Origin of the sequence: Bradyrhizobium sp. 147 (assembly GCF_023073935.1) — a bacterium.
Taxonomy (GTDB): domain Bacteria; phylum Pseudomonadota; class Alphaproteobacteria; order Rhizobiales; family Xanthobacteraceae; genus Bradyrhizobium.
This window is the reverse complement of the sequence record NZ_JADPKL010000089.1, coordinates 89,881-110,479: the sequence shown is the minus strand read 5'-3', so window position 1 is coordinate 110,479 and position 20,599 is coordinate 89,881. Positions and strand designations below refer to the sequence as shown.

Below are 20,599 nucleotides of genomic sequence, written 5' to 3'. Positions count from 1 at the left end.
TTCACCCTTCGCGGCTGGTGGTCCACGCCCGAGCCGTCACAGCTTCGTCAACACGGCCGACACCAAATCCGAGGCGCTAGGGCGTGCATTTATCGATCAGCCCCCAAGCAGGCTGCGTCCGTTCTGCCTTCGAAAGCAGACCTGGCCGGTTCGCCTTTGGAAGTCAGCTAAGGGCCACATGCTGAAGCGAAGAGACTTCACGCCCCTAATCCGCTCTCCACCTCAAAGCAGACGGTCGTTGCATGGTCGGGCGAGGCAGCTACAGGCCAAGAGGGTGCATCGGCGCGAGAGCCAGCAGTTGGTGTTAAGTTGTCCGCTCTATGATACAATTTTCACCATGGCACAGGTTGCGACATCACTCTACGACCTCAGCGTTCCGACTTTCCTGCAGACCGCTAGGGCCGTCGGAGGCTTTCTCGACCGCACGACCAAACATTGCGCCGAGACCGGGGCCGGCCTGGAAGAAGTTGTGAAGGCCCGCCTCTTCCCCGACATGGCACCTTTTCACTTCCAGATCGAAGCCCTGACGCATCATGCAATATGGGGGATGGAGGCTGTGAAGACCGGCGTGTTCGCCCCACCGCCCCTGGTCGGCGCGATGCCGTTTGCCGACCTACGAACGATGGTCGGCCACGCAATAGTGGCGCTGGAAGCGTTCTCACCCGATGAGGTCAATAGTTGGTCCGGCAAGAATCTGGACATCGAAATCTATCAGCCGCTCGACGTGGACAATCCCACAACTTCGGGCTGGGTCCCGCGGACATTGGCCCTCACGCCAGAGACTTTCCTCCTCTCGTACTCACTACCCAACTTCTATTTCCATGCTGTCACAGCGTACAACATCCTGCGCACGCGGGGCATACCGCTTGGAAAATACCATTTCCAGGGACAGTTGCGCACCAGACCGATCTAAGCCAACGGCGCATGCACTCTAATGGAGGCGAGTAGTCGGCTAGCAGAGCATGCATCTTGCCGACGGCACGCGCCCATAGATGCCCGCTCCGGGTCACGAGCAGCGATCGCGCTGGGGCCGAACTATGTCCAGTTAGTCCCAGCGAGCAGACTTACGGATGGAGCATTCGGTCTTCAGCAGGCCAACAGGCGACATTCTGACGAGCGACGCCGCGAAGCGAGGCGGCTTACTCGCGTCGTCAAACCTTGACCACTGAGATGACCAAGATCGCAGCCAGTCCCGGCAACAAGATTGAACTCGCCACGATGCCCAGAAGCAACGGGCGAATGAACGTCCCGATCATTGATCTCTAGTCCGGGACTTGGGGGCTGTAAACACGGGATCGCCAATGTGTTAGGCTTTGCCCAGCCGATCAGGGAGAAAAGCCATGACCGCCGAGTTCGATGAAGACCGCTTCAATATGGCTATCCGTAAGTTTCTGAAGCATGTCGGAGTTACATCGCAGCGTGAAATCGAGAATCTAGTGCGTAGCGGGGCGGTGAAAGGTGGCGAGCTCAAACTGCGAATGACGCTGTCCGCTGAGGGGACGCCGCTGAAACATGTTGTCGAGGAAACAGTCGCACTCTGACGAGGGCACACCGACCCAACGTCCGTTCAGGGTCAGAACCAGCCGTTTAATAGCGAGGACCGCCGTTGATAGCGTCTCGGCGCTCTGACGTGATCGAGAGCCATCGGCGAAGCTCAGGCGTTGGCGGCCGAATGACTTGCTTTGCGCGACGGCCAATCGATCTGGCATGTCGGAAGAACCCATACGCGGTGAGCAGGATCACAACCATTGTGGTCGCGAAGTAACCAGCCTCAAAAAAGACGATACACCACGCGACGAAGAACACGACCTGCCAGAGCAAGGCGAACCCGAGATAAGTTTTGCCGGTTGGGATGCCTTTGCTCATACTGATCACTTATGCATCCTTGCAATCCGCGGCACCCCCCAAGTTGATCCTTCCGGCTTGCGACGAGCCCATGGTAAAGATTGCGTTGCGCGTCGAAACGCGGAACTTCCGCTCCGGGTCAAAAGCGCCTATTGGGCAGCTGGAGTGCCATTTCCGGTTTGCCCTGACGAGGAGATGGCTGAACGGTGAGACCCGACTTCGCATTCGGCCCACAATCGGACTCATCCAGTGCAGAACAACCATCAAAGATCTTCCCGCAGTGCGCCTTGAAAGAGCCGTGGGTAAGCAGCGGTGGGTGCCCAGCTCGATTATAGATCGAGAGGGCAGTTCAGTTGGACTTAAAGCCCTGAAGAAGGTTGCCAGGTAGTACGACAGCCAGAACGACGGTGATATCGATGACTGTTAAGGCGGCCTGTTTAGCTGAACCATGGCGCATGCCAACGCCTCCTTCAGTTCGACACGCCGAGTACCCTCCATGGTCGCCTGTTTTGGCCTGGCGCTTGGAACTCGATGGCCTGGCCAACCGATAAGTCGAACAACGCAGTTCCAACCGGCGCAAGAACCGAGATGCTTAGCGAAGGATTGTTCCAGGTTCTCCAGCATCAGACACGAAGCATGCGATGCGGCGGGTGCCCCGGCTAACTGGCCTTGGTGCGATACACCTTGCTGTATGTAAATGCGTGCCATGGCCGAAGTTGCCAGATTTTCCCGCGGGTCCAGCGAACGGGCAAGTCTTAAAAGAAGAGGGGCTGGCAATGCACTACGTCCGCGCGCACGAAGTTGTAGTTCTTCACGACCGCCTTGAAGCGCTCGTTTTTCAACTTGCCGAGTTGGAACAGTTGCGAGCGCAAGTGCTTTTAGCCGAGCAGAAGGCGGAGAGAACTGGAGGAAAGTGCGAGCGCGGGGAGGCTCACGGGAAGCGCCAGTTGCCTGCGAAATAGGGCCGCTGCCGGAAGGCAACAACCGGTGCTCCGGTCTGCGCCTCTTTGCGGCAGGTAAGGGACATTACCAGCACAGAGGCAAGATTTTCGGTCTCCGTCGGTTGAATTCAGGCGACGATAATGAGCCAGTACGTAGAGGCGCGTTACGCGCTCCTGATATTGCAAGAAGCGCGGGAGACCTGCGAAGATCAAGCAGCAATATTGCTCAACAATCTAATGCAAGACCTTAGGCCAGCACAGCAAGATGACCCGCGTCGTGCCGGTGCGTTAGCTTCTATCCGGCATTTGGCCGTAATTTTACGCGAGCACCGGATGCCCGCATCGTCTTATTGGGAAGCGGCGCTAGACGCTGCGCAGGCATGGCGAGACCATGCAGAGCGATGACGGGGCCTCGGCTCTGGGCTGTCGGGCGAAGATGTTTTCCAAATGCGTCGCTGTCGGCAACATTTAGTCGTCTGTTCAGCGTCAAAACGCGACGCCGACCCCAGAGGCCCGAACGCCTGCGATGGGTCAAACTGCGAAATGACGGCGTTGTCTGCTTAGGTCTGCTTCTCCCCAAAGGGCGGCACTTGCGAGTACACGCCTTCCGCTCTGTCCAACTTTCCTCCAGCCGTATCGCAAACTCCTGCGATCATACTTACTTTGCCTCCATGAAAAAGATTGGATTCTTGTCCTTCGGACACTGGACGCCCTCGCCGCAGTCACAGACCCGCTCGGCCGCGGACACGCTGCTGCAATCGATCGAGCTTGCGGTTGCGGCGGAACAGCTCGGCTTGGACGGCGCCTATTTCCGCGTCCACCATTTCGCCCGGCAGCTCGCATCACCCTTTCCGCTGCTCGCCGCCGTCGGCGCCAAGACCAGCAGGATCGAGATCGGCACGGCCGTGATCGACATGCGTTACGAGAACCCGTTCTACATGGTGGAGGACGCAGGAAGCGCCGACCTCATCGCCGGAGGGCGGCTCCAGCTCGGCATCAGCCGCGGCTCGCCCGAGCAGGTGATCGACGGCTGGCGCTATTTTGGCTATCGCCCGGCCCAGGGCCAGAGCGATTCCGACATGGGTCGGCGCCACGCGGAAGTCTTCCTCGACCTGCTCCGCGGCGAGGGTTTTGCCGAGCCCAATCCGCAGCCGATGTTTCCCAATCCGCCCGGGCTGTTGCGCCTCGAGCCGCATGCGCAAGGCTTGCGCGAACGCATCTGGTGGGGCGCCGGCTCGAACGCCACCGCGGTGTGGGCAGCAAAGCTCGGCATGAACTTGCAGAGCTCGACGCTGAAGAACGACGAGACCGGCGAGGCTTTTCATGTGCAGCAGGCGGCGCAGATCCGCGCCTATCGCGCGGCGTGGAAAGAGGCGGGGCACAGCCGCGAGCCGCGTGTATCGGTGAGCCGCAGCATCTTCGCGCTGATCGACGATCGCGACCGCGCTTATTTCGGCGGGGAGCGCGGAGGGGAGGATCAGATCGGCTTCATCGACCCGCGCACCCGCGCGATCTTCGGCCGCTCCTATGCGGCGGAGCCTGACGTGCTGATCGAGCAACTGCGCCAGGACGAGGCGATCGCGGAAGCGGACACGTTGCTGCTGACGATTCCCAACCAGCTTGGCGTCGCCTATTGCGCGCATGCGCTCGAGGCGATCCTGACTCAGGTGGCGCCGGCGCTGCGGTGGCGGTGAGGCAAACGACCGGCAGCTGTCGCTCGTACGATGCCGTTCAGTTTTTAGAAAGCGGGCGACGTAGGGCTGACGAGGTCGTCGAGAATTCCTTGCAGCTATGCAGCCCCGGCTTCTTGCATTCAGAAACCGGGGCCTTTGCATTTAGTGCATGTGGCCAATGAGATAGATGCCACCGCCGACAACCAGGATCGCCGGCACGGCCCAGAGAATCAATACAGGCATTATCCTCTCCTCCGAATAACTGCTCCCGAGGAAGAAACAGGAAAAAACGGCAAACGTTCCGCGTTCCTGCGGAACGGCCGAGCTGATGGCGAGTTCATCGCAGCGCCGCATCAAGCGGCGAGGGAGAATGCGATGAAGAAGTTCATGCTGATTTCGGCCGCCGCTCTGCTCGTGTCGACGAGCGCGATGGCGCAAACCACCGTCACCACGACGACCGGGGCCGGACACGGCGCGACCGTGCAGATCGAGCCGGAATACCGCACCAAGATTCGATCTTACGTCACCGAGCACAAGATCCGTCCGGTCGAGACCCGCGAAAAGATCGTGGTCGGCTCGCCGGTCCCGCGCGACGTCGAGCTCGCCAGCGTGCCGGCCGATTGGGGCCCGTCGCTGACGAAGTATCGCTACGTCTATTCGGGTAACCGGGTCATGCTGGTGGACCCCGAGACCCGCATGGTGGTCCAGGAGGTGGATTAACTGCGCCGCGCGGCGGGCCGTGGAGGAGCGGCTCGCCGTGCATCCTGCTTTCATTTCGCGGTAGGGGGCCCGATGCCCATCATTCGATATTTCCTGTTTGCAGGCGCATTGGTCGTGGCGCTGCTCTTCGCACTCGATCGCAATCTGCCGCCACTTGGCGAGCGCTCCGTCGGCCCGGAGGTCGACAGAAGCATCATTCGCATCCACTCCGCACGAGCCTTGCCTGAAAAAATCATCTTCGACACGTCCACTCAGATCGCCGCCACCGTCTCTTCGCCTCTGCTCGCCGCCGATCCGCCGGGCCACGTTACGAGCAACGCATTGGCGATGGCTGAACCGCGGAAGCCAGACACGAACACGCCCGCACCTCAGCGCGCCACGACGCGAGCAGCCGGTCTCCGTTCAAATCGCGCAGCTCGCTCGGCGTCCTCACGTCGACTCTACGATCGCCAGGTGATGGTCGGGGCATTCTGAGATGTGCTGATGCAGCGTGATCGCGGCGCAAGAGGCGCGCAGCCGTTCGCGCTCGCTCCAGATGAACGCCAGATGAATAAGAGGATGCGTGGCCGTGTTCGCGGATCGCGGAACTTCACTTCAGGTTGCGCAAGAGCGTCAACGTGTCCGACGCAAGGAACGTTTGCGTGTTTGCCAATTTATCCCGTGCCTGATTTGGCGATTTGTTTTTGGAAACCCTGGAGGAAATGGACATGAGGATCCTGAAGCTTTCCGCGGCTGCGGCCGCGCTGTTGGCCGGCACGGCACTCGCTGTTGCGCAATCGAGTTCGACGGTCGGCACCGGCGGCTCTTCGGCCGGCGGCGGCACCAGCAACTCGACGGTCGGAACCGGCGGTTCATCAGCAGGCTCGGGCAGCGGATCAGGCTCCGCGTCAACGCTGGGCACTGGCGGCTCGTCTGCAGGCGGCGGCACCAGCAGTTCGACTGTCGGTACCGGTGGCTCCGCGGCCGGCAGCGGCTCGGGAAGCGGCTCGGCCTCGACGCTCGGCACCGGCGGTTCGTCGGCTGGTGGCGGCAAGAGTTCGTCAAGCGTCGGCACCGGCGGCTCGGCGGCTGGCTCGGGCTCCAACTCCGCATCGACGGTCGGCACCGGCGGCTCTTCGGCCGGCGGCGGCAAGAGCGGCTCGACGGTCGGCGCGGCCGGCTCGTCTGCGGGCCATGCCAGCGACATGGGCATGGAGAAGGGCAAAGGCCACCACAAGGACGAGATGAAGAAGGACAAGGATTGAGCCTTTACCCGGAGCGGCAGCAATGCCGCTCCTTCGTCTTTGTTGGAGGAGGACGCGCATGAACAGATCAATCATAGCGATCGCAGCGTTGGCTTTGATGAGCGGCGCGGCTCAGGCAACAACCATGGAAAAGACAGGAAAGACGGCTTCGGGCGAGACCTGCAAGGTGACGGTCGAGAAGCACGCTGACGGTAGCATTACCGCGGTCGGCTCATCTGGTTCAGGCACGACCGGATCGACCTCATCGAGCGGTTCGCTGTCGAGCTCAAGCTCGGCCGGCGGATCATCGGTGCACGTGCAGGCCGGCGGCGGCAACGTCTCGAGCTCGTCGTCGACGGCTGGCGGTCCTGGCTCCACCAGTGCCAGCACCATCACCGTCAATGGCTGCACAATCTCGACCTCGTCACCCTAAATTTATAGAGGATTGAAACATGAGAAACTTACTCACGACCGCGGCGGCCGCGGCCCTGCTTGCTGCCGCTTCGCCGGTTCTTGCACAGAAGAGCGTCACCGGCGGAAGCGGCGGCTCGGCTGCCGCGGGCGGCACCTCCGCCTCCACCGTCGGCACCGGCGGCACGTCCACGTCGCCGACCGGCAGCACCGGCTCCTCGATCGCGGCCGGTGGAAGCGCCGCTTCCGTCAACGGCAAGTCCCAGACCGGCGTCAGCATGAACAAGGGCAACGGGCCCGTGCTGAATTCCAACGCGCGGGCGCAGGCCCATGAAGGCGGCACGTTCAGCCGCTCGCATACGCGCACCAAGGTCAAGGCCGGCGAAGAGGTCGGCTCGACCACCAAGTCGATGTCGCATGTACCGGGCTCGAAGCCGACCATGTCGACGACATCGACGACGGCTCGCTAGGGCGTATCGGTTCTGGTTGAATCAGAACCGAAGCTCCTTGTCTTGAAGCTCCTTGACGCGTTTTCGTCGCGAACCAGTATCCACGTCGCTAGAAAACGCGCTCATCCTCACGACCTGCTGCCCGAGTCGCTCGGGCAGCCTTTTTTGTGTTGTTTGTGTTGTCTTCCGGTCAACCGGCACTCAGGCTGTGGCTGATGCGCGTCACGATGCCGTCCCATTGCCGCTTCTCAGCCGCCGGATAATTGATCAGCACGCAATGGACGTAGCGCCGCGAGAAATTGCAACGGTCGTACCAGATCTTGCCGCGCTTGATGCTGGAGACTACGAAAAATCTCGGTGTGATCCGTTTATAGATGATCCCGGACGGCGGATTCTTCCTGGCGAGAAATTCGGCCGGCGAGAGACCTTGATTGGGAACAGCTTGCACGGTGAGATCGGCGCGGCCATCGGAGGTGCGAAATTGCTGGCCGTATCCGTCGGGCTTTCCGGCGGGCTCGGTGAAAAGCGAGGCGGGAATGTCGGCCGACGTTCCGGATTCCGGAATCCGGTAGGTCGTCCAGCTGTCTGCCCCGGCAACGGATGATGTCGCCCAGAGCGCGATGACCACAGCAGCTGCTGTCCTCATGTCGGCCTCATCAATGACGCGGCGCCAGTTGCAATTCCATCAAGGCGATCCTCTGCAAGGCGGCGGGGTTGCGCTCACCCGCACCGGCCGTGCGCAGGACGGATTCGGCGAGTGCATTGACGTGCGAGGAATGCACGGGCTCCGGCAGGGTCGCAATCGCAGCTTCCAGCGCGGTGGTCATCAGCTCGATCACCTCGGGGGAAAACTCGGTATTGGCAAAGTTCTTCATCGGTGGACCGTGCGAGCCGCCTGCTCAACGTCGGGAAAAAGTGGAAGTTCCTGCGGGGCGGCAAGCCCGGCATCAATCCGAGAGGGCGACGCGGATGACTGGGCAATGGCAATTCGATGATGCCCGGCCCGCCGTTACAGAGCGTTCTTTGTGTCCATCCTTCGAGACGCCCGCCTCTGTGGCGGGCCCTCGAGGGCTCGTCTCGCGGCGAAGGGCGATTTTACTGGCGCGACCTCAGAATAATGCGGCCTTCAGCGCCTGTCCGTAGATCATGGCGGCAACGAGGAAGATTAGCGCCCACGCTCCCGCGAAGATCATGAGGATCTTCAGGGTCTCGACGTCGATGGTGATTCTCATTGCACGGGATAGTGCTTTTGCCAGTGCAGCCATCATCGCCAGCTCCGGACCAGGCCGCGCAGAGCGCGGTCTGATTCGTCTAGCGTCATTGGGGGCGTTTGCGTGTGAAACAGATTACACGCGGCGGTCAGCTGAGTTCAGAAGAGCACTTATGCCGAAGACCATCATTGCTTCAGCTCAATGATGTGGCACCAAGTTCGAGGGACGGCTGACGGCCGTGACATGGAGACGCTGGAACGAGAATGCGAAGCACGGCGTTCGCCCGAAGGAGTCCCCCATGCCGACCAAACCGACCATCGCCCGCATCTGGCGCGGCCGTACTCGCCGCGAGGTCGCTGACGCCTACCAGGCCTACCTGCAGGCGGAGGGCATTCCGCCGCTGTTGAAGACGGCGCTCGGCGTGCAGCAGCTGCGCGAGGACCGCGATAAGGAGACGTGGTTCACGACCATCTCCTACTGGGCGGACGTCGAGGCCATGACGGCTTTCACCAAAGGCGAGCCGATCAAGGTGCATCATCTCCCGCGCGATCCGGAATTCCTGATCGAGTTACCGGAACGCATCGAGATCCACCGCATCCTGATCGACGAACAGGGGCTGCGGTGATTGCCACCACGCGTATCCCAGCCGAGCGAGGCTCCGGTTCGGGATACGATGTCGAGCGCATTTTGACCACGGCGCCGTCGCGCGTCACCGCCCCTGATATTCGGCCCAGCAGTCCGCCGTTTCGTAAACGCGGACAGCCGAGATTTGCCGCATGCTCGGCACCAGCCGGTCCCATATCCAGATCGCAATGTTCTCGGCCGTCGGGTTCTCGAGCCCCTCGACGTCGTTCAGGCACCTGTGGTCCAACGCGCCCACGATGTCGGCGAAGCACTTCTCGAGATCGAAAAAGTCCACGACGAAGCCCGTGCGCGGGTCGACCGGTCCGTCGAGCTGAACCTCTACTCGGTAGGAATGACCATGCAGCCGGCTGCATCGGTGCGTCTCGGGCACCTTCGGCAGCCGATGCGCCGCCTCGAATTTGAATGCCTGCGATATCTTCATTTGGTTCCCGACAGGGCGCGGCCGATCCGCGATCTCGGATGCCGGTTGCCTGACCGGCGTCAAGGAATGGCGCGCCCGGAACGATTCGAACGTCCGACCCTCAGATTCGTAGTCTGATGCTCTATCCAGCTGAGCTACGGGCGCGTTTTTCGCAAGCAGCGATGGCGGGCATGGCCCGCGACGCATCTCCCGGAGGGCCGGGAGGGGTGCGAAAGAGCGCTCTGACTAGCCGCTCTTGTCCCTGTTGGCAAGATCCGGGATGGGGAGATTTTGCAAGGAGATGACCGTCAGCGTGACCCCGCCAAGCGAGAAGTGCGGAATCTCGCGCCGAAACCTCTGATTCCGCGCCCGTCCCTTTGGGCCGTCCCGGAATGACGAGAGACTGTCGGCTGGCCGGCTACGCCCGCGCCCGCTCGTTGCGGATGGAGAGCAGTTCCACGGGGCGGTCGGGGATGACGATACGGAAGGTGGCGCCGATGGTGCCTTCGACGAGGTGGATGTCGCCGCCATGGGCGCGGACGAGCTCGGCGGCGATGGCAAGGCCAAGGCCGCTGCCGCCGGGGCGACCGGAGGTTTGGAACGCCTCGAACAGGTGCTCCCGGGTTTTCTGGGGCACGCCCGGGCCGGTGTCGGAAACCTCCAGGATGGCGACCGCGCCCTCGCGTTTTCCGGTGATCCGGATCTGCTGCACGCCGCCGTCGCCGGACGAGGCATGGCTTTCCAGCGCCTGGGCGGCGTTACGGACGAGGTTGAGCAGCACGCGGAACAGCTGGTCGGGATCGGCATCGACCGCAAGCCCGCGCTCGATCGCCGAAACCCAGGCGATCGAGGCGTCGTTGGCGAGGCCAGCGGTCTCGCGCACCTCCAGCACCACCGGCTCGATCAGGATCATGCGGCGGTCTGGTGCGGCCTCCTGAGCGCGGCCATAGGACAAGGTGGATTGGCAGAAGGCGATGGCGCGCTCCAGCGAGCGCACCAGTTTTGGCGCGAAGCGCTGCACCCGCGGATCCGGCACGCTGGCGAGTTGGTCCGACAAAAGCTGCGCCGAGGCCAGCAGGTTGCGCAGATCGTGGTTGATCTTGGAGACGGCGAGGCCGAGGGCGGCGAGCCGGCTCTTCTGATTCAGCATCGACATCAGGTCGCGCTGCATGTCGGACAATTCGCGCTCGGCCACCCCGATCTCGTCGCTGCGCTGGCTCGGCACGATGATCCGCGCCGAGCTCTCGGGATTCTCGTGGAAGCCGACCAGGCTCGCAGTGAGCCGCCGCATCGGGCGCACGAAGAGATAATGCAGAGCGAGATAGACGAGGCCCGCGGTCAGCGCCGCGATGATCAGCGCAACCACCACGACATTACGGGAGAAGCGGTACATCTGCTGCCGCAGCGGCAGCTCGTCGGTGACGATCTCGATGAATTGGGCGTTGCCGACGCCCGGCCCAACGATGCGGATGGCTTGGTTGCCGGTCTCCAGCATCATCCGGAACGAGCCGGTGATCGCCTCCCACGCCGTCACGTCGCGCAGATCGATGTCATGCTCGATGGCCGTGGGAAGGTTGTCGCTGGCGAGCAGCCGGCGCTGCTGGCCCATCTTGATGGCGACGGCGCGGGCATTGATGCTCTTCAATATCTGCCGCGACAGCGAATCGGGAACCATGCCGAGCGGCGCGGCGTCCAGCACCAGCGCCGCGGTGTTGGCCGCCGCCACCCGGTCGTTGAGCCGGTTGACCCAGAAGTTGGCGATGGCGGGCACGTAAAGCAGGCTGGCCGCGATCATCACCAGCGGGACGGTAAGCAGCAGCAGCTTGCCTGACAGCCCGAGCCCGCGCGAGCCGCGCGGCCGCATCGCCGGCTGGTCCGGCTGATCCAGATCCTGGATCGGCTGGCGATCTGTGGCTGCCACGAAATTCGCCCCTGTTGGCCTTGGCTGATGCAAGATGCGACCGGCCCCGGGCCCGGTCAAATTACGGATCGCTAATCTGCCGAGGTGAGATGTAAGCGCTGATAAAGCGAGTCGCTACCTCAAGGGTTAAAAACCCCGCACAAACAGCGATATTCACTGGAAACGCGCGCTTGTGCGGCGTTGACGAAAACAAGGCGCTCGCTTATAAGCCGCGCGAATTGTCCGCGATGACCCGGTGCGACACCGGGAGCGGCTCTCTTGGGGCCGGAAAAGGGCCCGTTTTGGGCCGCATCTTCCGGACTTTACCATCAATTCTACAGGCAAATTGCCCGGTCAGCGGAGAAAAACCCGTGAAGCGGACTTATCAACCCAGCAAACTGGTGCGCAAGCGCCGTCACGGCTTCCGTGCCCGTCTCGCCACCGCCGGCGGCCGCAAGGTTCTCGCCGCCCGCCGCTCCCGCGGCCGCAAGCGTCTGAGCGCCTGAGCCGGACCCCCTTTTTCCGGGATTCATCATGGATCGGCTGAGGCAGCGGGCGGATTTCCTCGCCGTTGCCAATGGCGCGCGGGTGAATAGTCCCGCGTTCGTCCTGCAAAGCCGTCGCCGGGACGACGGCGGCCCGATCCGGATCGGCTTTACCGTTACCAAAAAGAACGGCAACGCCCCCGAGCGCAATCGTATCCGGCGCCGGCTTCGCGAACTGGTGAAGCGGTTAGATCCGGTGTCGATGCAACCCCATCATGATTATGTGCTGGTCGGCCGAAGGGACGCGCTCTCGCGCGACTTCGCGACCATGCTCGACGATCTGCGCATAGCATTCGCGAAGCCCGCGCGGCATACGCCCAAGGGACCGGCGAAAGCCGGGCCCCGCGATAAGCCGCAAACCGGATTGATGACGAGAGAATGATGACAGACAATCGCAACACCATCCTCGCCGTCATTCTGTCCGGCCTGGTGCTGATCGCCTGGCAGTATTTCTACAACGTGCCGCAGATGGAGAAGCAGCGCGCCCAGCAACAGACGCAGGCCGAGCTCCAGAAAGGCACACCGCAGCCGACGGCGTCGCCGACGCCGGGTGCCGCGCCGCAGGCGGGCGGCACTCCCTCGGCTCCCCCTGTCGCGAACCAGCCGGCCCAGCCGATCGTCAGCCGCGAGGCCGCGATTGCCGCCTCCCCTCGTGTCAAGATCGAAACGCCTCGTTTGACCGGCAGCATTTCCTTGAAAGGCGCGCGCATCGACGACCTCGCGCTCGTGCAGTATCGAGAAACGGTCGACCCCAAGTCGCCGCCGATCATCCTCTATTCGCCCTCGGGCACGGCGGAGCCGTATTACGCCGAATTTGGTTGGGTGGCCGCGACAAGCGACACGAAGGTGCCTGACCGGACCACCGATTGGCAGCAGGAGGGCTCCAACAGCCTGACGCCGTCCACGCCGCTGGTGCTGAAATTTGATAACGGTCAGGGCCTCACCTTCCGCCGCACCATCACGATCGACGACCGCTACCTGTTCAGCATCAAGGACGAGGTGACCAATGTCGGCAACGCGCCGGTCAAGCTCTTTCCGTTCGCATTGATCTCGCGCCACGGCACGCCGCAAGTCTCAGGCTACTACATCCTGCATGAAGGCCTCATCGGCTATCTCGGCGACCAGGGCTTGCAGGAGAAGGCTTATAAGGCCGTCAGCGAAGCCCCTGCGATCGGCAACGGCGGACACGGATTCGAATTCAACAAGGTCACCAATGCCTGGCTCGGCATTACCGACAAATACTGGGCATCCGCGCTCCTTCCCGACACGTCGGCAACGCTCAAGGCACGTTTCGTCGCCGAACCAGGTACCCAGATCCGATACCAGACCGACTACCTGCAAGATGCGCAGACCGTCGCAATCGGCGGCACGACGACAGCCAACACGCGGCTGTTCGCGGGCGCCAAGGAAGCCGGCGTGGTCGGCATCAACTTCCCGCTCGCAGGCCTCGGCGGCTACAACAAGGAGCTCGGCCTCAACCATTTCGATCTCTTGATCGACTGGGGCTGGTTCTACTTCATCACCAAGCCGATGTTTCTCGGCCTCGACTTCTTCTATCGCTTCTTCGGCAATTTCGGCATCTCGATCCTGCTCGTCACGGTGATCGTGAAGCTGTTGTTCTTCCCGCTGGCGAACAAGTCTTACGCCTCCATGGCGAAGATGAAGTCGATCCAGCCGCAGCTTCAGGCGCTGAAGGAGCGCTATCCCGACGACAAGGTGAAGCAGCAGCAGGAGATGATGGAGATCTACCGCAAGGAGAAGATCAACCCGGTCGCCGGCTGTCTTCCCGTGGTGATCCAAATCCCGGTGTTCTTCTCGCTCTACAAGGTGCTGTTCGTCACCATCGAGATGCGGCACGCACCGTTCTATGGCTGGATCAAGGACCTCTCGGCGCCCGATCCCACCAACCTGTTCAACCTGTTCGGGCTGATCCCGTTCGACCCGACCACGATCCCCGTGTTCGGCCACTATCTCGCGCTCGGCATCTGGCCGATCATCATGGGCATCACGATGTGGTTCCAGATGAAGCTGAATCCGACGCCGCCGGATCCGACGCAGCAGATCATCTTCAACTGGATGCCGCTGATCTTCACCTTCATGCTGGCCGGCTTCCCGGCGGGCCTCGTGATCTACTGGGCCTGGAACAACCTGCTCTCGGTGGTCCAGCAGAGCTACATCATGCGCCGCAACGGCGTGAAGGTGGAGCTGTTCGACAATCTCAAGGCGACGTTCGCGAGGAAAGCGACGTAGGCCGAGGACTTCGAACCTCATCCTGAGGAGCGGCCGCGAGGCCGCGTCTCGAAGGATGGCGACGGGCTCCCGGGCCTGCATGGTTCGAGACGGCGCTTGCGCGCCTCCTCACCATGAGGAACTAGCACTGGGCCTTGAGCATGACCGACGACAAAGATGCGAAGCTGATCGAGGCCGGGCGCAAGCTGTTCGCGCGCGACTGGCAGTTCATCTGGGCCTCGCCCTCGATTGCCACGTTGCCGCCGATGGCGGGGCTGGAGATCGCCTTTGCCGGCCGCTCGAACGTCGGCAAGTCCAGCCTGATCAACGCGCTCACGGGGCGCAACGCGCTGGCGCGCACCTCGCATACGCCGGGCCGCACCCAGGAGCTGATCTTTTTCGAGGTCCCGGGAAAGAGTGACCTGCGCCTCGTCGACATGCCCGGCTACGGCTATGCCAAGGCGCCCAAGAGCCAGGTCGCGTCCTGGACCGAGCTGATCCACAAATTCCTGCTGGGACGTGCCTCACTCGCGCGCGTCTACGTGCTCATCGACGCGCGACATGGTCTCAAGGACGTCGATCTCGAAGTTCTGAAGACACTCGACCGCTCCGCCGTCAGCTACCAGGTCGTGCTGACCAAGGCCGACCAGGTGAAGGCGTCCGAGCTGCAATCGCGCATCGCCGAGACCGAGGCCGGGCTGGCCAAGCATCCCGCTGCATTCCCGAACGTGCTCGCGACCTCGTCGCGGAGTTCGATCGGCATGGCCGAGCTGCGCGCCGCCATGGCGAAGCTCTTGGAAGAGCGGACCGCCTGATGACGGCACAACGCCTGCTGATTGGGCTTGCCGGCTTGATGGGCGCCGCCGGCGTTGCGCTGGCGGCCGCCTCGGCGCATGACGGCGATGCGAGCCGGCTGGCATCTGCCAGCGCCATGCTGCTGTTTCATGCAACTGGCATACTTGCAACCGTCGCCTTGCTCGCGCGCGGCCTTCTGCATGGCGGAATTGGCCTCGTTGCCGCGTTCGGCCTTGCAGCAGGCGCCGCGCTGTTCGCGGGCGATCTCACCTTACGGCAATATGCGGGATCTGGGCTATTTCCGTATGCAGCGCCGACGGGTGGAACGGTGATGATGTTGGGCTGGCTGGCGGTGAGCGTGGCGGCGGTGGCGGTGAAGACGTAGCTCTCTTTCTTACCCTCGCCTGGAGGGAGCGTAAGAGCACTTTGCGCCACGCCCGCCAATCGGATAGAACGCAGCCCGCGTTAGTCCCGCCAGCGAGATCCGCCTCATGACCGACATCTCCCCGCTCGACCAGGCCCGCATCCTGTCCGAAGCGCTGCCGCACATGCAGCAGTATGACGAGGAAACCATCGTCATCAAATATGGCGGCCATGCCATGGGCGACGAGGAGACGGCCAAGAACTTTGCGCGCGATATCGTGCTGCTGGAGCAGACCGCGATCAACCCGGTGGTGGTGCATGGCGGCGGGCCGCAGATCGCGACCATGCTCAAGCGCCTCGGCATCGTCTCGGAATTCGCCGCCGGCCTGCGCATCACCGATGCCGCGACCATCGAGATCGTCGAGATGGTGCTCGCCGGCTCCGTCAACAAGCAGATCGTCGGGTACATCAACGAAGCTGGCGGCAAGGCCGTGGGTCTGTCGGGCAAAGACGGCAACATGGTGAAAGCGTCGAAGACGACGCGGACCATCATCGATCCGGACTCGAACATCGAGAAGGCGATCGATCTCGGCTTCGTCGGCGATCCCGAGAAGGTCGATCTCACCCTGCTCAACCAGCTGATCGGCTACGAGCTGATCCCGGTGCTGGCGCCGCTCGCGACCTCTCAGGACGGCCAGACGCTGAATATCAACGCCGACACGTTTGCGGGTGCGGTGGCCGGCGCGCTCAAGGCCAAGCGCCTCTTGCTACTCACCGACGTGCCTGGCGTGCTCGACAAGTCCAAGAAGCTGATCCCGCAATTGTCCGTCAAGGACGCGCGAAAGCTGATCGCCGACGGCACCATTTCCGGCGGCATGATCCCGAAGGTCGAGACCTGTATCTACGCGCTCGAACAGGGCGTGCAGGGCGTCGTCATCATCGACGGCAAGATGCAGCATGCGGTGCTGCTCGAGCTCTTCACCAACCAGGGCACGGGAACGCTGATCCACAAGTGATGCGGGAACGGGCAAGGAAAGAGGGCGTCATGCCCGGGCTTGTCCCGCCTGCGCGGCCGAAGCCGCTTCGGCGAGGCGAAGGCCCGGCCATCCACGACTCTCGCATTGCTCGGTCATTTCGGAGCGCCCGAAGGGCGAATCCGGAATCTCGAGATTCCGGGTTCGATGCTTCGCATCGCCCCGGAATGACTGGATCGCAGCACCGCCGCTCGCCCCTCACCCGCTGCCTGATGACGCTGCCTGCCGCAGCCGCCTCGTTCTTCTTCTCCTCCGCGCCGGCCTTTGCGGACCTCAAGATCTGCAACCGCATGTCCTATGTCGTCGAGGCCGCGATCGGCATCGACGACAAGGCCGCGACCGCGACGCGGGGCTGGTTCAGGATCGATCCCGCCACCTGCCGCGTGGTGGTGCAGGGCATGTTAACCGCCGACCGCATCCTGCTCAATGCGCGCGCGCTCGGTGTCTATGGCGCCTCGCCGATCCCGCAGAACGGCCGCGACATGCTGTGCGTGGCGCAGGACAATTTCGTCATCGCGGCGGCGCGGCAGTGCCGCAGCGGCCAGACCCAGGCCGCGTTCACGCAGGTGACACCGACGCAAGGCGCGGACGGCAACCTCATTGCCTATCTCGCCGAGGATTCCGAATATGACGACGAGCAGGCGCGCCTCGCCGGCATCCAGCGGCTGCTGGTGATCGCGGGCTACGACGTCGGCGCGATCGACGGCGTCGATGGGCCGAAGACGCAAGCCGCGCTGGCTGCCTTTTTGAAGGGCCGCGGGCTGTCGTCCGACGTGGTGTCGTCGCCAAATGTCTTCAAGACCATGATCGATGCGGTGCAGACGCCGTCGGCGACTGGCCTCACCTGGTGCAACGACACGCCGCACAAGGTGATGGCGGCGGTCGCGACCGACGACGGCAAGTCGGTGACGAGCCGAGGCTGGTATCGCATCGATCCAAAGACATGCCTGCATCCTGATGTGACCGGCCAGCCCCGGCAGATCTTCAGCTTCGCCGAAGCGGTCGATGCCGACAACCGCGTCATCAAGCTGAAGGACCGGCCGCTGAACTGGGGCGGCGACAAGCAGCTCTGCACGCGCGAGACCAAATTCGAGACGAGCGAGCAGGCCGATTGCAGCGCGCGCGGATTTGCGGCAACGGGGTTTGGGGCGGTGGATATGTCGAGCGGCGGCAAGACGCTGCGGTTTGCGATGCCGTGAGCGAGAGTGTTGTGATGAAATCTCCCCGCGCCTTTGCTCAGGTCGACACCTGGGTGTTCGATCTCGACAACACGCTCTATCCGCATCACGTCAATCTGTGGCAGCAGGTCGATGCGCGGATCGGTGAGTTCGTGTCGAGCTGGTTGAACGTGACCCCAGAGGAAGCGCGCAAGATTCAGAAGGATTATTACCTGCGCTTCGGCACCACCATGCGCGGCATGATGACCCTGCACGGCGTCTCCGCCGACGACTACCTCGCCTACGTCCACAAGATCGACCACTCGCCGCTGGAGCCGAACCCGGCGCTCGGTGCAGCCATCGCTGGACTGCCGGGCCGCAAGTTGATCCTGACCAACGGCTCGGTCGACCATGTCGATGCGGTGCTGGCGCGGCTGGGCTTCGCCTCGCATTTCGACGGCGTGTTCGACATCATCGCCGCCGAGTTCGAGCCCAAGCCGGCGCCGCAGACCTACCGCAAATTCCTCAGTCAGCACGCCGTCGATCCGACCCGCGCCGCTATGTTCGAGGATCTCGCCCGCAACCTCGCCGTCCCGCACCAGCTCGGCATGACCACGGTGCTCGTGGTGCCCGACGGCGCGAAAGAGGTGGTGCGCGAGGACTGGGAGCTGGAGGGCCGCGACGCCGCTCATGTCGACCACGTCACGGATGATCTGACGGGGTTTTTGGCCAAGCTGTCGGGGTAGGCCTTATCGCTCAACCATGCATCGTCATTCCGGGGCGCCCGAAGGGCAAACTACGGTGCGCAATTGCGCACCGGAGAATCTCGAGATTCCGGGTTCGATGCTTCGCATCGCCCCGGAATGACGGTGGAGATACCCGGGGCAAGCCCGGTAGCGACGAATGTGCGCTTGACTTGACCTTTCCAAATCCCGAAAAAGCGCCCCAATCCATCAAAATTCCCGTTTCCTTTGAGGAAATCCCGATGTCCCTTGCAGCCCTCGAATCCACCATCAACAGCGCCTTCGACGCGCGCGAGACCATCTCGACCACGACCAAGGGCGAGGTGCGCGAGGCCGTGGACCAGGCGCTGGAAATCCTGGACAAGGGCGAGGCGCGCGTTGCCGAGCGCGGCAGCGACGGCAAGTGGAAGGTCAACCAATGGCTGAAGAAGGCCGTGCTGCTCTCCTTCCGCCTCAACGACATGGACGTCATTCCCGGCGGATCGGGCAAGGCGACCTGGTGGGACAAGGTGCCCTCGAAGTTCGAAGGCTGGGGCGAGAACCGCTTTCGCGATGCCGGTTTCCGTGCCGTCCCCGGCTCCATCGTGCGCCGCTCGGCCTTTATCGCCAAGAACGTCGTGCTGATGCCGTCCTTCGTCAACCTCGGCGCCTATGTCGATGAGAGCACCATGGTCGACACCTGGGCCACCGTCGGCTCCTGCGCCCAGATCGGCAAGCGCGTGCACATCTCCGGCGGCGCCGGCATCGGCGGCGTGCTCGAGCCGCTCCAGGCCGAGCCCGTGATTATCGAGGACGACTGTTTCATCGGCGCGCGGAGCGAGGTCGCCGAAGGCGTGATCGTGCGCAAGGGCGCGGTGTTGGCGATGGGCGTGTTCCTGGGCGCCTCCACCAAGATCGTCGACCGCGAGACCGGCGAAATCTTCATGGGCGAAGTGCCCGAATATTCCGTGGTGGTGCCGGGCGCGCTGCCCGGCAAGCCCATGAAGAACGGCCAGCCCGGTCCGAGCACCGCCTGCGCCGTCATCGTCAAGCGCGTCGACGAGCGCACGCGGTCGAAGACGAGCATCAACGAGCTGCTGCGGGATTGATCGGACGCGCATGACCGATGCTCTCTCCATTGCCCGCGATCTCATCCGCTGCCCCTCGGTAACCCCGGCCGATGCCGGTGCGCTCGGGGTGCTTGAACAAGCCCTGAACGCAGCAGGCTTCACCTGTCACCGCGTGACCTTCAGCGAACCCGGCACCGCCGACATCGACAATCTCTATGCGCGGATCGGCAGCGAGGGCCCGCACATCACCTTTGCCGGCCACACCGACGTGGTGCCGCCCGGTGACGAGAGCGCCTGGAGCGTCGGCGCGTTCTCGGGCGAGGTCCGGGATGGTTTCCTGCACGGCCGCGGCGCGGTCGACATGAAGGGCGGCATCGCCTGCTCGGTGGCGGCGGTGCTGGAGCATCTCGCCGCCAATGAGGGCAAGCCGCGCAAGGACGGCAAGGGCTCGATCTCCTTCCTGATCACCGGCGACGAGGAAGACGTTTCGATCAACGGCACGGTCAAGCTGCTGGAATGGGCCGCCGAGCGCGGCGAAAAGTTCGACCATTGCGTGCTGGGCGAGCCCTCCAACGTCGAGACGCTCGGTGACACCATCAAGGTCGGCCGCCGCGGCTCGCAATCCGGCACGCTCTATGTCGACGGCGTGCAGGGCCATGTCGCCTATCCGCATCGCGCCTCCAACCCGGTGCCTGATATCGCGCGGCTGATCGTGGCGATCTCCGACGAGCCGCTCGACCATGGCAGCGCCCAGTTCCAGGCCTCCAATCTCGAATTCACCTCGGTCGACGTCGGCAACAAGGCCAGCAACGTCATCCCCGGCGAGGCCCGCGCGAAATTCAACATCCGCTACAACGACAACCACACGCAAGCATCCTTGCGCGAATTGGTCGAGGCGCGCCTCGCCAAAGCCTGCGGCAACCGCATCCGCGCCCGCATCGTCTGGGATCACTCGAACTCCAACGTGTTCGTGACCAAGCCCGGCCCGTTCACCGATCTTGCAGTGTCCGCGATCGAAGAAGTGACGGGCCGCAAGCCGGAGCTGTCGACCTCGGGCGGCACGTCGGACGCGCGCTTCATCTCCAGCTACTGCCCAGTGATCGAGTTCGGCCTGGTCGGCCAGACCATGCACCAGATCGACGAGCGGGTGCCGGTGACGGATCTGGAGAAGCTGACGCGGGTGTATCGGGGAATTTTGGCGCGGTATTTTGCGTAAGGTGCTGCTGCTTTGCCTGCGGTGTCTTCGCCAAATCCTCCGCCGTCATG

The 20,599-nt window shown here is 63.1% G+C and carries 25 protein-coding genes, 1 tRNA gene and 1 pseudogene; 19 read left to right on the top strand and 8 right to left on the bottom strand.

The features are described from left to right. The first annotated feature begins 337 nt into the window (after nt 1-337). Nucleotides 338-913, top strand: coding sequence for a DUF1993 domain-containing protein (locus IVA87_RS21635; protein WP_247302806.1), 576 nt, complete (start codon nt 338-340; stop codon nt 911-913). Between the two features lie 238 nt (nt 914-1,151). Here IVA87_RS21635 and IVA87_RS21630 read toward each other — a convergent pair. Beyond that, a pseudogene (locus IVA87_RS21630) lies at nt 1,152-1,259 on the bottom strand (sulfite exporter TauE/SafE family protein); the annotation flags it as partial. Nucleotides 1,260-1,340: 81 nt separating this feature from the next. Here IVA87_RS21630 and IVA87_RS21625 point away from each other — a divergent pair. The 6 genes from IVA87_RS21625 to IVA87_RS21600 all read left to right on the top strand — a co-directional run bounded on the left by IVA87_RS21625 (nt 1,341) and on the right by IVA87_RS21600 (nt 6,423). Further along, a complete protein-coding gene (locus tag IVA87_RS21625; protein WP_027547784.1) occupies nt 1,341-1,541 on the top strand; it encodes a DUF6494 family protein in 201 nt (66 codons plus the stop codon). A gap of 166 nt (nt 1,542-1,707) precedes the next feature. Beyond that, entirely contained in the window at nt 1,708-2,055 is a 348-nt protein-coding gene (locus IVA87_RS21620; protein WP_247302804.1) for a hypothetical protein, read from the top strand. A 1,402-nt stretch (nt 2,056-3,457) separates the two neighbouring features. Beyond that, complete coding sequence (locus tag IVA87_RS21615) at nt 3,458-4,480, top strand: LLM class flavin-dependent oxidoreductase (RefSeq protein WP_247302802.1); 1,023 nt, start codon at nt 3,458-3,460, stop codon at nt 4,478-4,480. Between the two features lie 354 nt (nt 4,481-4,834). Then, nucleotides 4,835-5,179: a DUF1236 domain-containing protein gene (locus tag IVA87_RS21610; RefSeq protein ID WP_247302801.1), complete on the top strand. Its 345-nt coding sequence runs from the start codon at nt 4,835-4,837 to the stop codon at nt 5,177-5,179. Nucleotides 5,180-5,293: 114 nt separating this feature from the next. Then, the gene (locus IVA87_RS21605; protein WP_247302799.1) at nt 5,294-5,653 is read left to right on the top strand and encodes a hypothetical protein; all 360 of its coding nucleotides are present in this window, start codon (nt 5,294-5,296) and stop codon (nt 5,651-5,653) included. 233 nt (nt 5,654-5,886) lie between these two features. Continuing rightward, nucleotides 5,887-6,423 (top strand): hypothetical protein, encoded by a 537-nt coding sequence (locus IVA87_RS21600; protein WP_247302797.1) that lies wholly within the window; start codon nt 5,887-5,889, stop codon nt 6,421-6,423. 111 nt (nt 6,424-6,534) lie between these two features. Here IVA87_RS21600 and IVA87_RS21595 read toward each other — a convergent pair whose 3' ends face one another. After that, complete coding sequence (locus IVA87_RS21595; RefSeq protein ID WP_247302795.1) at nt 6,535-6,804, bottom strand: hypothetical protein; 270 nt, start codon at nt 6,802-6,804, stop codon at nt 6,535-6,537. A gap of 50 nt (nt 6,805-6,854) precedes the next feature. Between IVA87_RS21595 and IVA87_RS21590 the strand changes: the two genes are divergently transcribed. Then, the gene (locus IVA87_RS21590; protein ID WP_247302793.1) at nt 6,855-7,283 is read left to right on the top strand and encodes a hypothetical protein; all 429 of its coding nucleotides are present in this window, start codon (nt 6,855-6,857) and stop codon (nt 7,281-7,283) included. Between the two features lie 169 nt (nt 7,284-7,452). Here the strand turns inward: IVA87_RS21590 and IVA87_RS21585 are convergent, their stop codons facing one another. The 3 genes from IVA87_RS21585 to IVA87_RS21575 all read right to left on the bottom strand — a co-directional run bounded on the left by IVA87_RS21585 (nt 7,453) and on the right by IVA87_RS21575 (nt 8,530). Then, nucleotides 7,453-7,908, bottom strand: a complete 456-nt coding sequence (locus IVA87_RS21585) for a hypothetical protein (protein ID WP_247302791.1) — start codon at nt 7,906-7,908, stop codon at nt 7,453-7,455. Nucleotides 7,909-7,918: 10 nt separating this feature from the next. Further along, nucleotides 7,919-8,137: a hypothetical protein gene (locus IVA87_RS21580; protein WP_247334924.1), complete on the bottom strand. Its 219-nt coding sequence runs from the start codon at nt 8,135-8,137 to the stop codon at nt 7,919-7,921. A 234-nt stretch (nt 8,138-8,371) separates the two neighbouring features. Beyond that, complete coding sequence (locus IVA87_RS21575; protein ID WP_247302789.1) at nt 8,372-8,530, bottom strand: hypothetical protein; 159 nt, start codon at nt 8,528-8,530, stop codon at nt 8,372-8,374. Nucleotides 8,531-8,771: 241 nt separating this feature from the next. Between IVA87_RS21575 and IVA87_RS21570 the strand changes: the two genes are divergently transcribed. Then, nucleotides 8,772-9,098, top strand: a complete 327-nt coding sequence (locus tag IVA87_RS21570; RefSeq protein WP_247302787.1) for a hypothetical protein — start codon at nt 8,772-8,774, stop codon at nt 9,096-9,098. An 84-nt stretch (nt 9,099-9,182) separates the two neighbouring features. Here the strand turns inward: IVA87_RS21570 and queD are convergent, their stop codons facing one another. From queD to IVA87_RS21555, 3 genes are all read right to left on the bottom strand, one after another. After that, nucleotides 9,183-9,539 (bottom strand): 6-carboxytetrahydropterin synthase QueD, encoded by a 357-nt coding sequence (gene queD / locus IVA87_RS21565; RefSeq protein WP_247302785.1) that lies wholly within the window; start codon nt 9,537-9,539, stop codon nt 9,183-9,185. Between the two features lie 67 nt (nt 9,540-9,606). Continuing rightward, nucleotides 9,607-9,683 (bottom strand) — tRNA-Arg (locus IVA87_RS21560). 253 nt (nt 9,684-9,936) lie between these two features. Beyond that, the gene (locus tag IVA87_RS21555) at nt 9,937-11,382 is read right to left on the bottom strand and encodes a HAMP domain-containing sensor histidine kinase (RefSeq protein WP_247302881.1); all 1,446 of its coding nucleotides are present in this window, start codon (nt 11,380-11,382) and stop codon (nt 9,937-9,939) included. Between the two features lie 407 nt (nt 11,383-11,789). Between IVA87_RS21555 and rpmH the strand changes: the two genes are divergently transcribed. The 10 genes from rpmH to dapE all read left to right on the top strand — a co-directional run bounded on the left by rpmH (nt 11,790) and on the right by dapE (nt 20,549). Further along, nucleotides 11,790-11,924, top strand: a complete 135-nt coding sequence (gene rpmH / locus IVA87_RS21550; protein WP_212501943.1) for a 50S ribosomal protein L34 — start codon at nt 11,790-11,792, stop codon at nt 11,922-11,924. A gap of 28 nt (nt 11,925-11,952) precedes the next feature. Then, nucleotides 11,953-12,345: a ribonuclease P protein component gene (gene rnpA, locus IVA87_RS21545; RefSeq protein ID WP_247302783.1), complete on the top strand. Its 393-nt coding sequence runs from the start codon at nt 11,953-11,955 to the stop codon at nt 12,343-12,345. Continuing rightward, complete coding sequence (gene yidC / locus IVA87_RS21540; protein ID WP_247302781.1) at nt 12,345-14,213, top strand: membrane protein insertase YidC; 1,869 nt, start codon at nt 12,345-12,347, stop codon at nt 14,211-14,213. Before rnpA ends, yidC begins: the two co-directional genes overlap by 1 nt. Before the next feature lie 140 nt (nt 14,214-14,353). Further along, nucleotides 14,354-15,007 (top strand): ribosome biogenesis GTP-binding protein YihA/YsxC, encoded by a 654-nt coding sequence (gene yihA, locus IVA87_RS21535; RefSeq protein ID WP_247302779.1) that lies wholly within the window; start codon nt 14,354-14,356, stop codon nt 15,005-15,007. Then, nucleotides 15,007-15,372: a DUF423 domain-containing protein gene (locus IVA87_RS21530; protein ID WP_247334922.1), complete on the top strand. Its 366-nt coding sequence runs from the start codon at nt 15,007-15,009 to the stop codon at nt 15,370-15,372. Before yihA ends, IVA87_RS21530 begins: the two co-directional genes overlap by 1 nt. A gap of 106 nt (nt 15,373-15,478) precedes the next feature. Beyond that, nucleotides 15,479-16,366, top strand: coding sequence for an acetylglutamate kinase (gene argB, locus IVA87_RS21525; RefSeq protein WP_247276433.1), 888 nt, complete (start codon nt 15,479-15,481; stop codon nt 16,364-16,366). A 230-nt stretch (nt 16,367-16,596) separates the two neighbouring features. Then, nucleotides 16,597-17,583 (top strand): DUF1036 domain-containing protein, encoded by a 987-nt coding sequence (locus IVA87_RS21520; RefSeq protein ID WP_247302879.1) that lies wholly within the window; start codon nt 16,597-16,599, stop codon nt 17,581-17,583. Nucleotides 17,584-17,597: 14 nt separating this feature from the next. Then, entirely contained in the window at nt 17,598-18,287 is a 690-nt protein-coding gene (locus IVA87_RS21515) for a pyrimidine 5'-nucleotidase (protein WP_247334921.1), read from the top strand. A 239-nt stretch (nt 18,288-18,526) separates the two neighbouring features. Next, nucleotides 18,527-19,372, top strand: coding sequence for a 2,3,4,5-tetrahydropyridine-2,6-dicarboxylate N-succinyltransferase (gene dapD, locus IVA87_RS21510; protein ID WP_247302773.1), 846 nt, complete (start codon nt 18,527-18,529; stop codon nt 19,370-19,372). A 10-nt stretch (nt 19,373-19,382) separates the two neighbouring features. Continuing rightward, nucleotides 19,383-20,549 (top strand): succinyl-diaminopimelate desuccinylase, encoded by a 1,167-nt coding sequence (gene dapE, locus IVA87_RS21505; protein ID WP_247302770.1) that lies wholly within the window; start codon nt 19,383-19,385, stop codon nt 20,547-20,549. The last annotated feature ends 50 nt before the right edge of the window (nt 20,550-20,599 follow it).

Coding starts and splice junctions, on each gene's coding strand:
- IVA87_RS21580 (WP_247334924.1), bottom strand. CDS start 8,137: ATGAAGAACTTTGCCAATACCGAGTTTTCCCCCGAGGTGATCGAGCTG.
- IVA87_RS21520 (WP_247302879.1), top strand. CDS start 16,597: ATGACGCTGCCTGCCGCAGCCGCCTCGTTCTTCTTCTCCTCCGCGCCG.
- rnpA (WP_247302783.1), top strand. CDS start 11,953: ATGGATCGGCTGAGGCAGCGGGCGGATTTCCTCGCCGTTGCCAATGGC.
- IVA87_RS21635 (WP_247302806.1), top strand. CDS start 338: ATGGCACAGGTTGCGACATCACTCTACGACCTCAGCGTTCCGACTTTC.
- IVA87_RS21600 (WP_247302797.1), top strand. CDS start 5,887: ATGAGGATCCTGAAGCTTTCCGCGGCTGCGGCCGCGCTGTTGGCCGGC.
- argB (WP_247276433.1), top strand. CDS start 15,479: ATGACCGACATCTCCCCGCTCGACCAGGCCCGCATCCTGTCCGAAGCG.
- IVA87_RS21575 (WP_247302789.1), bottom strand. CDS start 8,530: ATGATGGCTGCACTGGCAAAAGCACTATCCCGTGCAATGAGAATCACC.
- IVA87_RS21515 (WP_247334921.1), top strand. CDS start 17,598: ATGAAATCTCCCCGCGCCTTTGCTCAGGTCGACACCTGGGTGTTCGAT.
- IVA87_RS21570 (WP_247302787.1), top strand. CDS start 8,772: ATGCCGACCAAACCGACCATCGCCCGCATCTGGCGCGGCCGTACTCGC.
- IVA87_RS21555 (WP_247302881.1), bottom strand. CDS start 11,382: ATGCGGCCGCGCGGCTCGCGCGGGCTCGGGCTGTCAGGCAAGCTGCTG.
- IVA87_RS21610 (WP_247302801.1), top strand. CDS start 4,835: ATGAAGAAGTTCATGCTGATTTCGGCCGCCGCTCTGCTCGTGTCGACG.
- IVA87_RS21590 (WP_247302793.1), top strand. CDS start 6,855: ATGAGAAACTTACTCACGACCGCGGCGGCCGCGGCCCTGCTTGCTGCC.
- queD (WP_247302785.1), bottom strand. CDS start 9,539: ATGAAGATATCGCAGGCATTCAAATTCGAGGCGGCGCATCGGCTGCCG.
- dapD (WP_247302773.1), top strand. CDS start 18,527: ATGTCCCTTGCAGCCCTCGAATCCACCATCAACAGCGCCTTCGACGCG.
- yihA (WP_247302779.1), top strand. CDS start 14,354: ATGACCGACGACAAAGATGCGAAGCTGATCGAGGCCGGGCGCAAGCTG.
- IVA87_RS21615 (WP_247302802.1), top strand. CDS start 3,458: ATGAAAAAGATTGGATTCTTGTCCTTCGGACACTGGACGCCCTCGCCG.
- yidC (WP_247302781.1), top strand. CDS start 12,345: ATGACAGACAATCGCAACACCATCCTCGCCGTCATTCTGTCCGGCCTG.
- IVA87_RS21625 (WP_027547784.1), top strand. CDS start 1,341: ATGACCGCCGAGTTCGATGAAGACCGCTTCAATATGGCTATCCGTAAG.
- IVA87_RS21530 (WP_247334922.1), top strand. CDS start 15,007: ATGACGGCACAACGCCTGCTGATTGGGCTTGCCGGCTTGATGGGCGCC.
- IVA87_RS21620 (WP_247302804.1), top strand. CDS start 1,708: ATGTCGGAAGAACCCATACGCGGTGAGCAGGATCACAACCATTGTGGT.
- dapE (WP_247302770.1), top strand. CDS start 19,383: ATGACCGATGCTCTCTCCATTGCCCGCGATCTCATCCGCTGCCCCTCG.
- IVA87_RS21585 (WP_247302791.1), bottom strand. CDS start 7,908: ATGAGGACAGCAGCTGCTGTGGTCATCGCGCTCTGGGCGACATCATCC.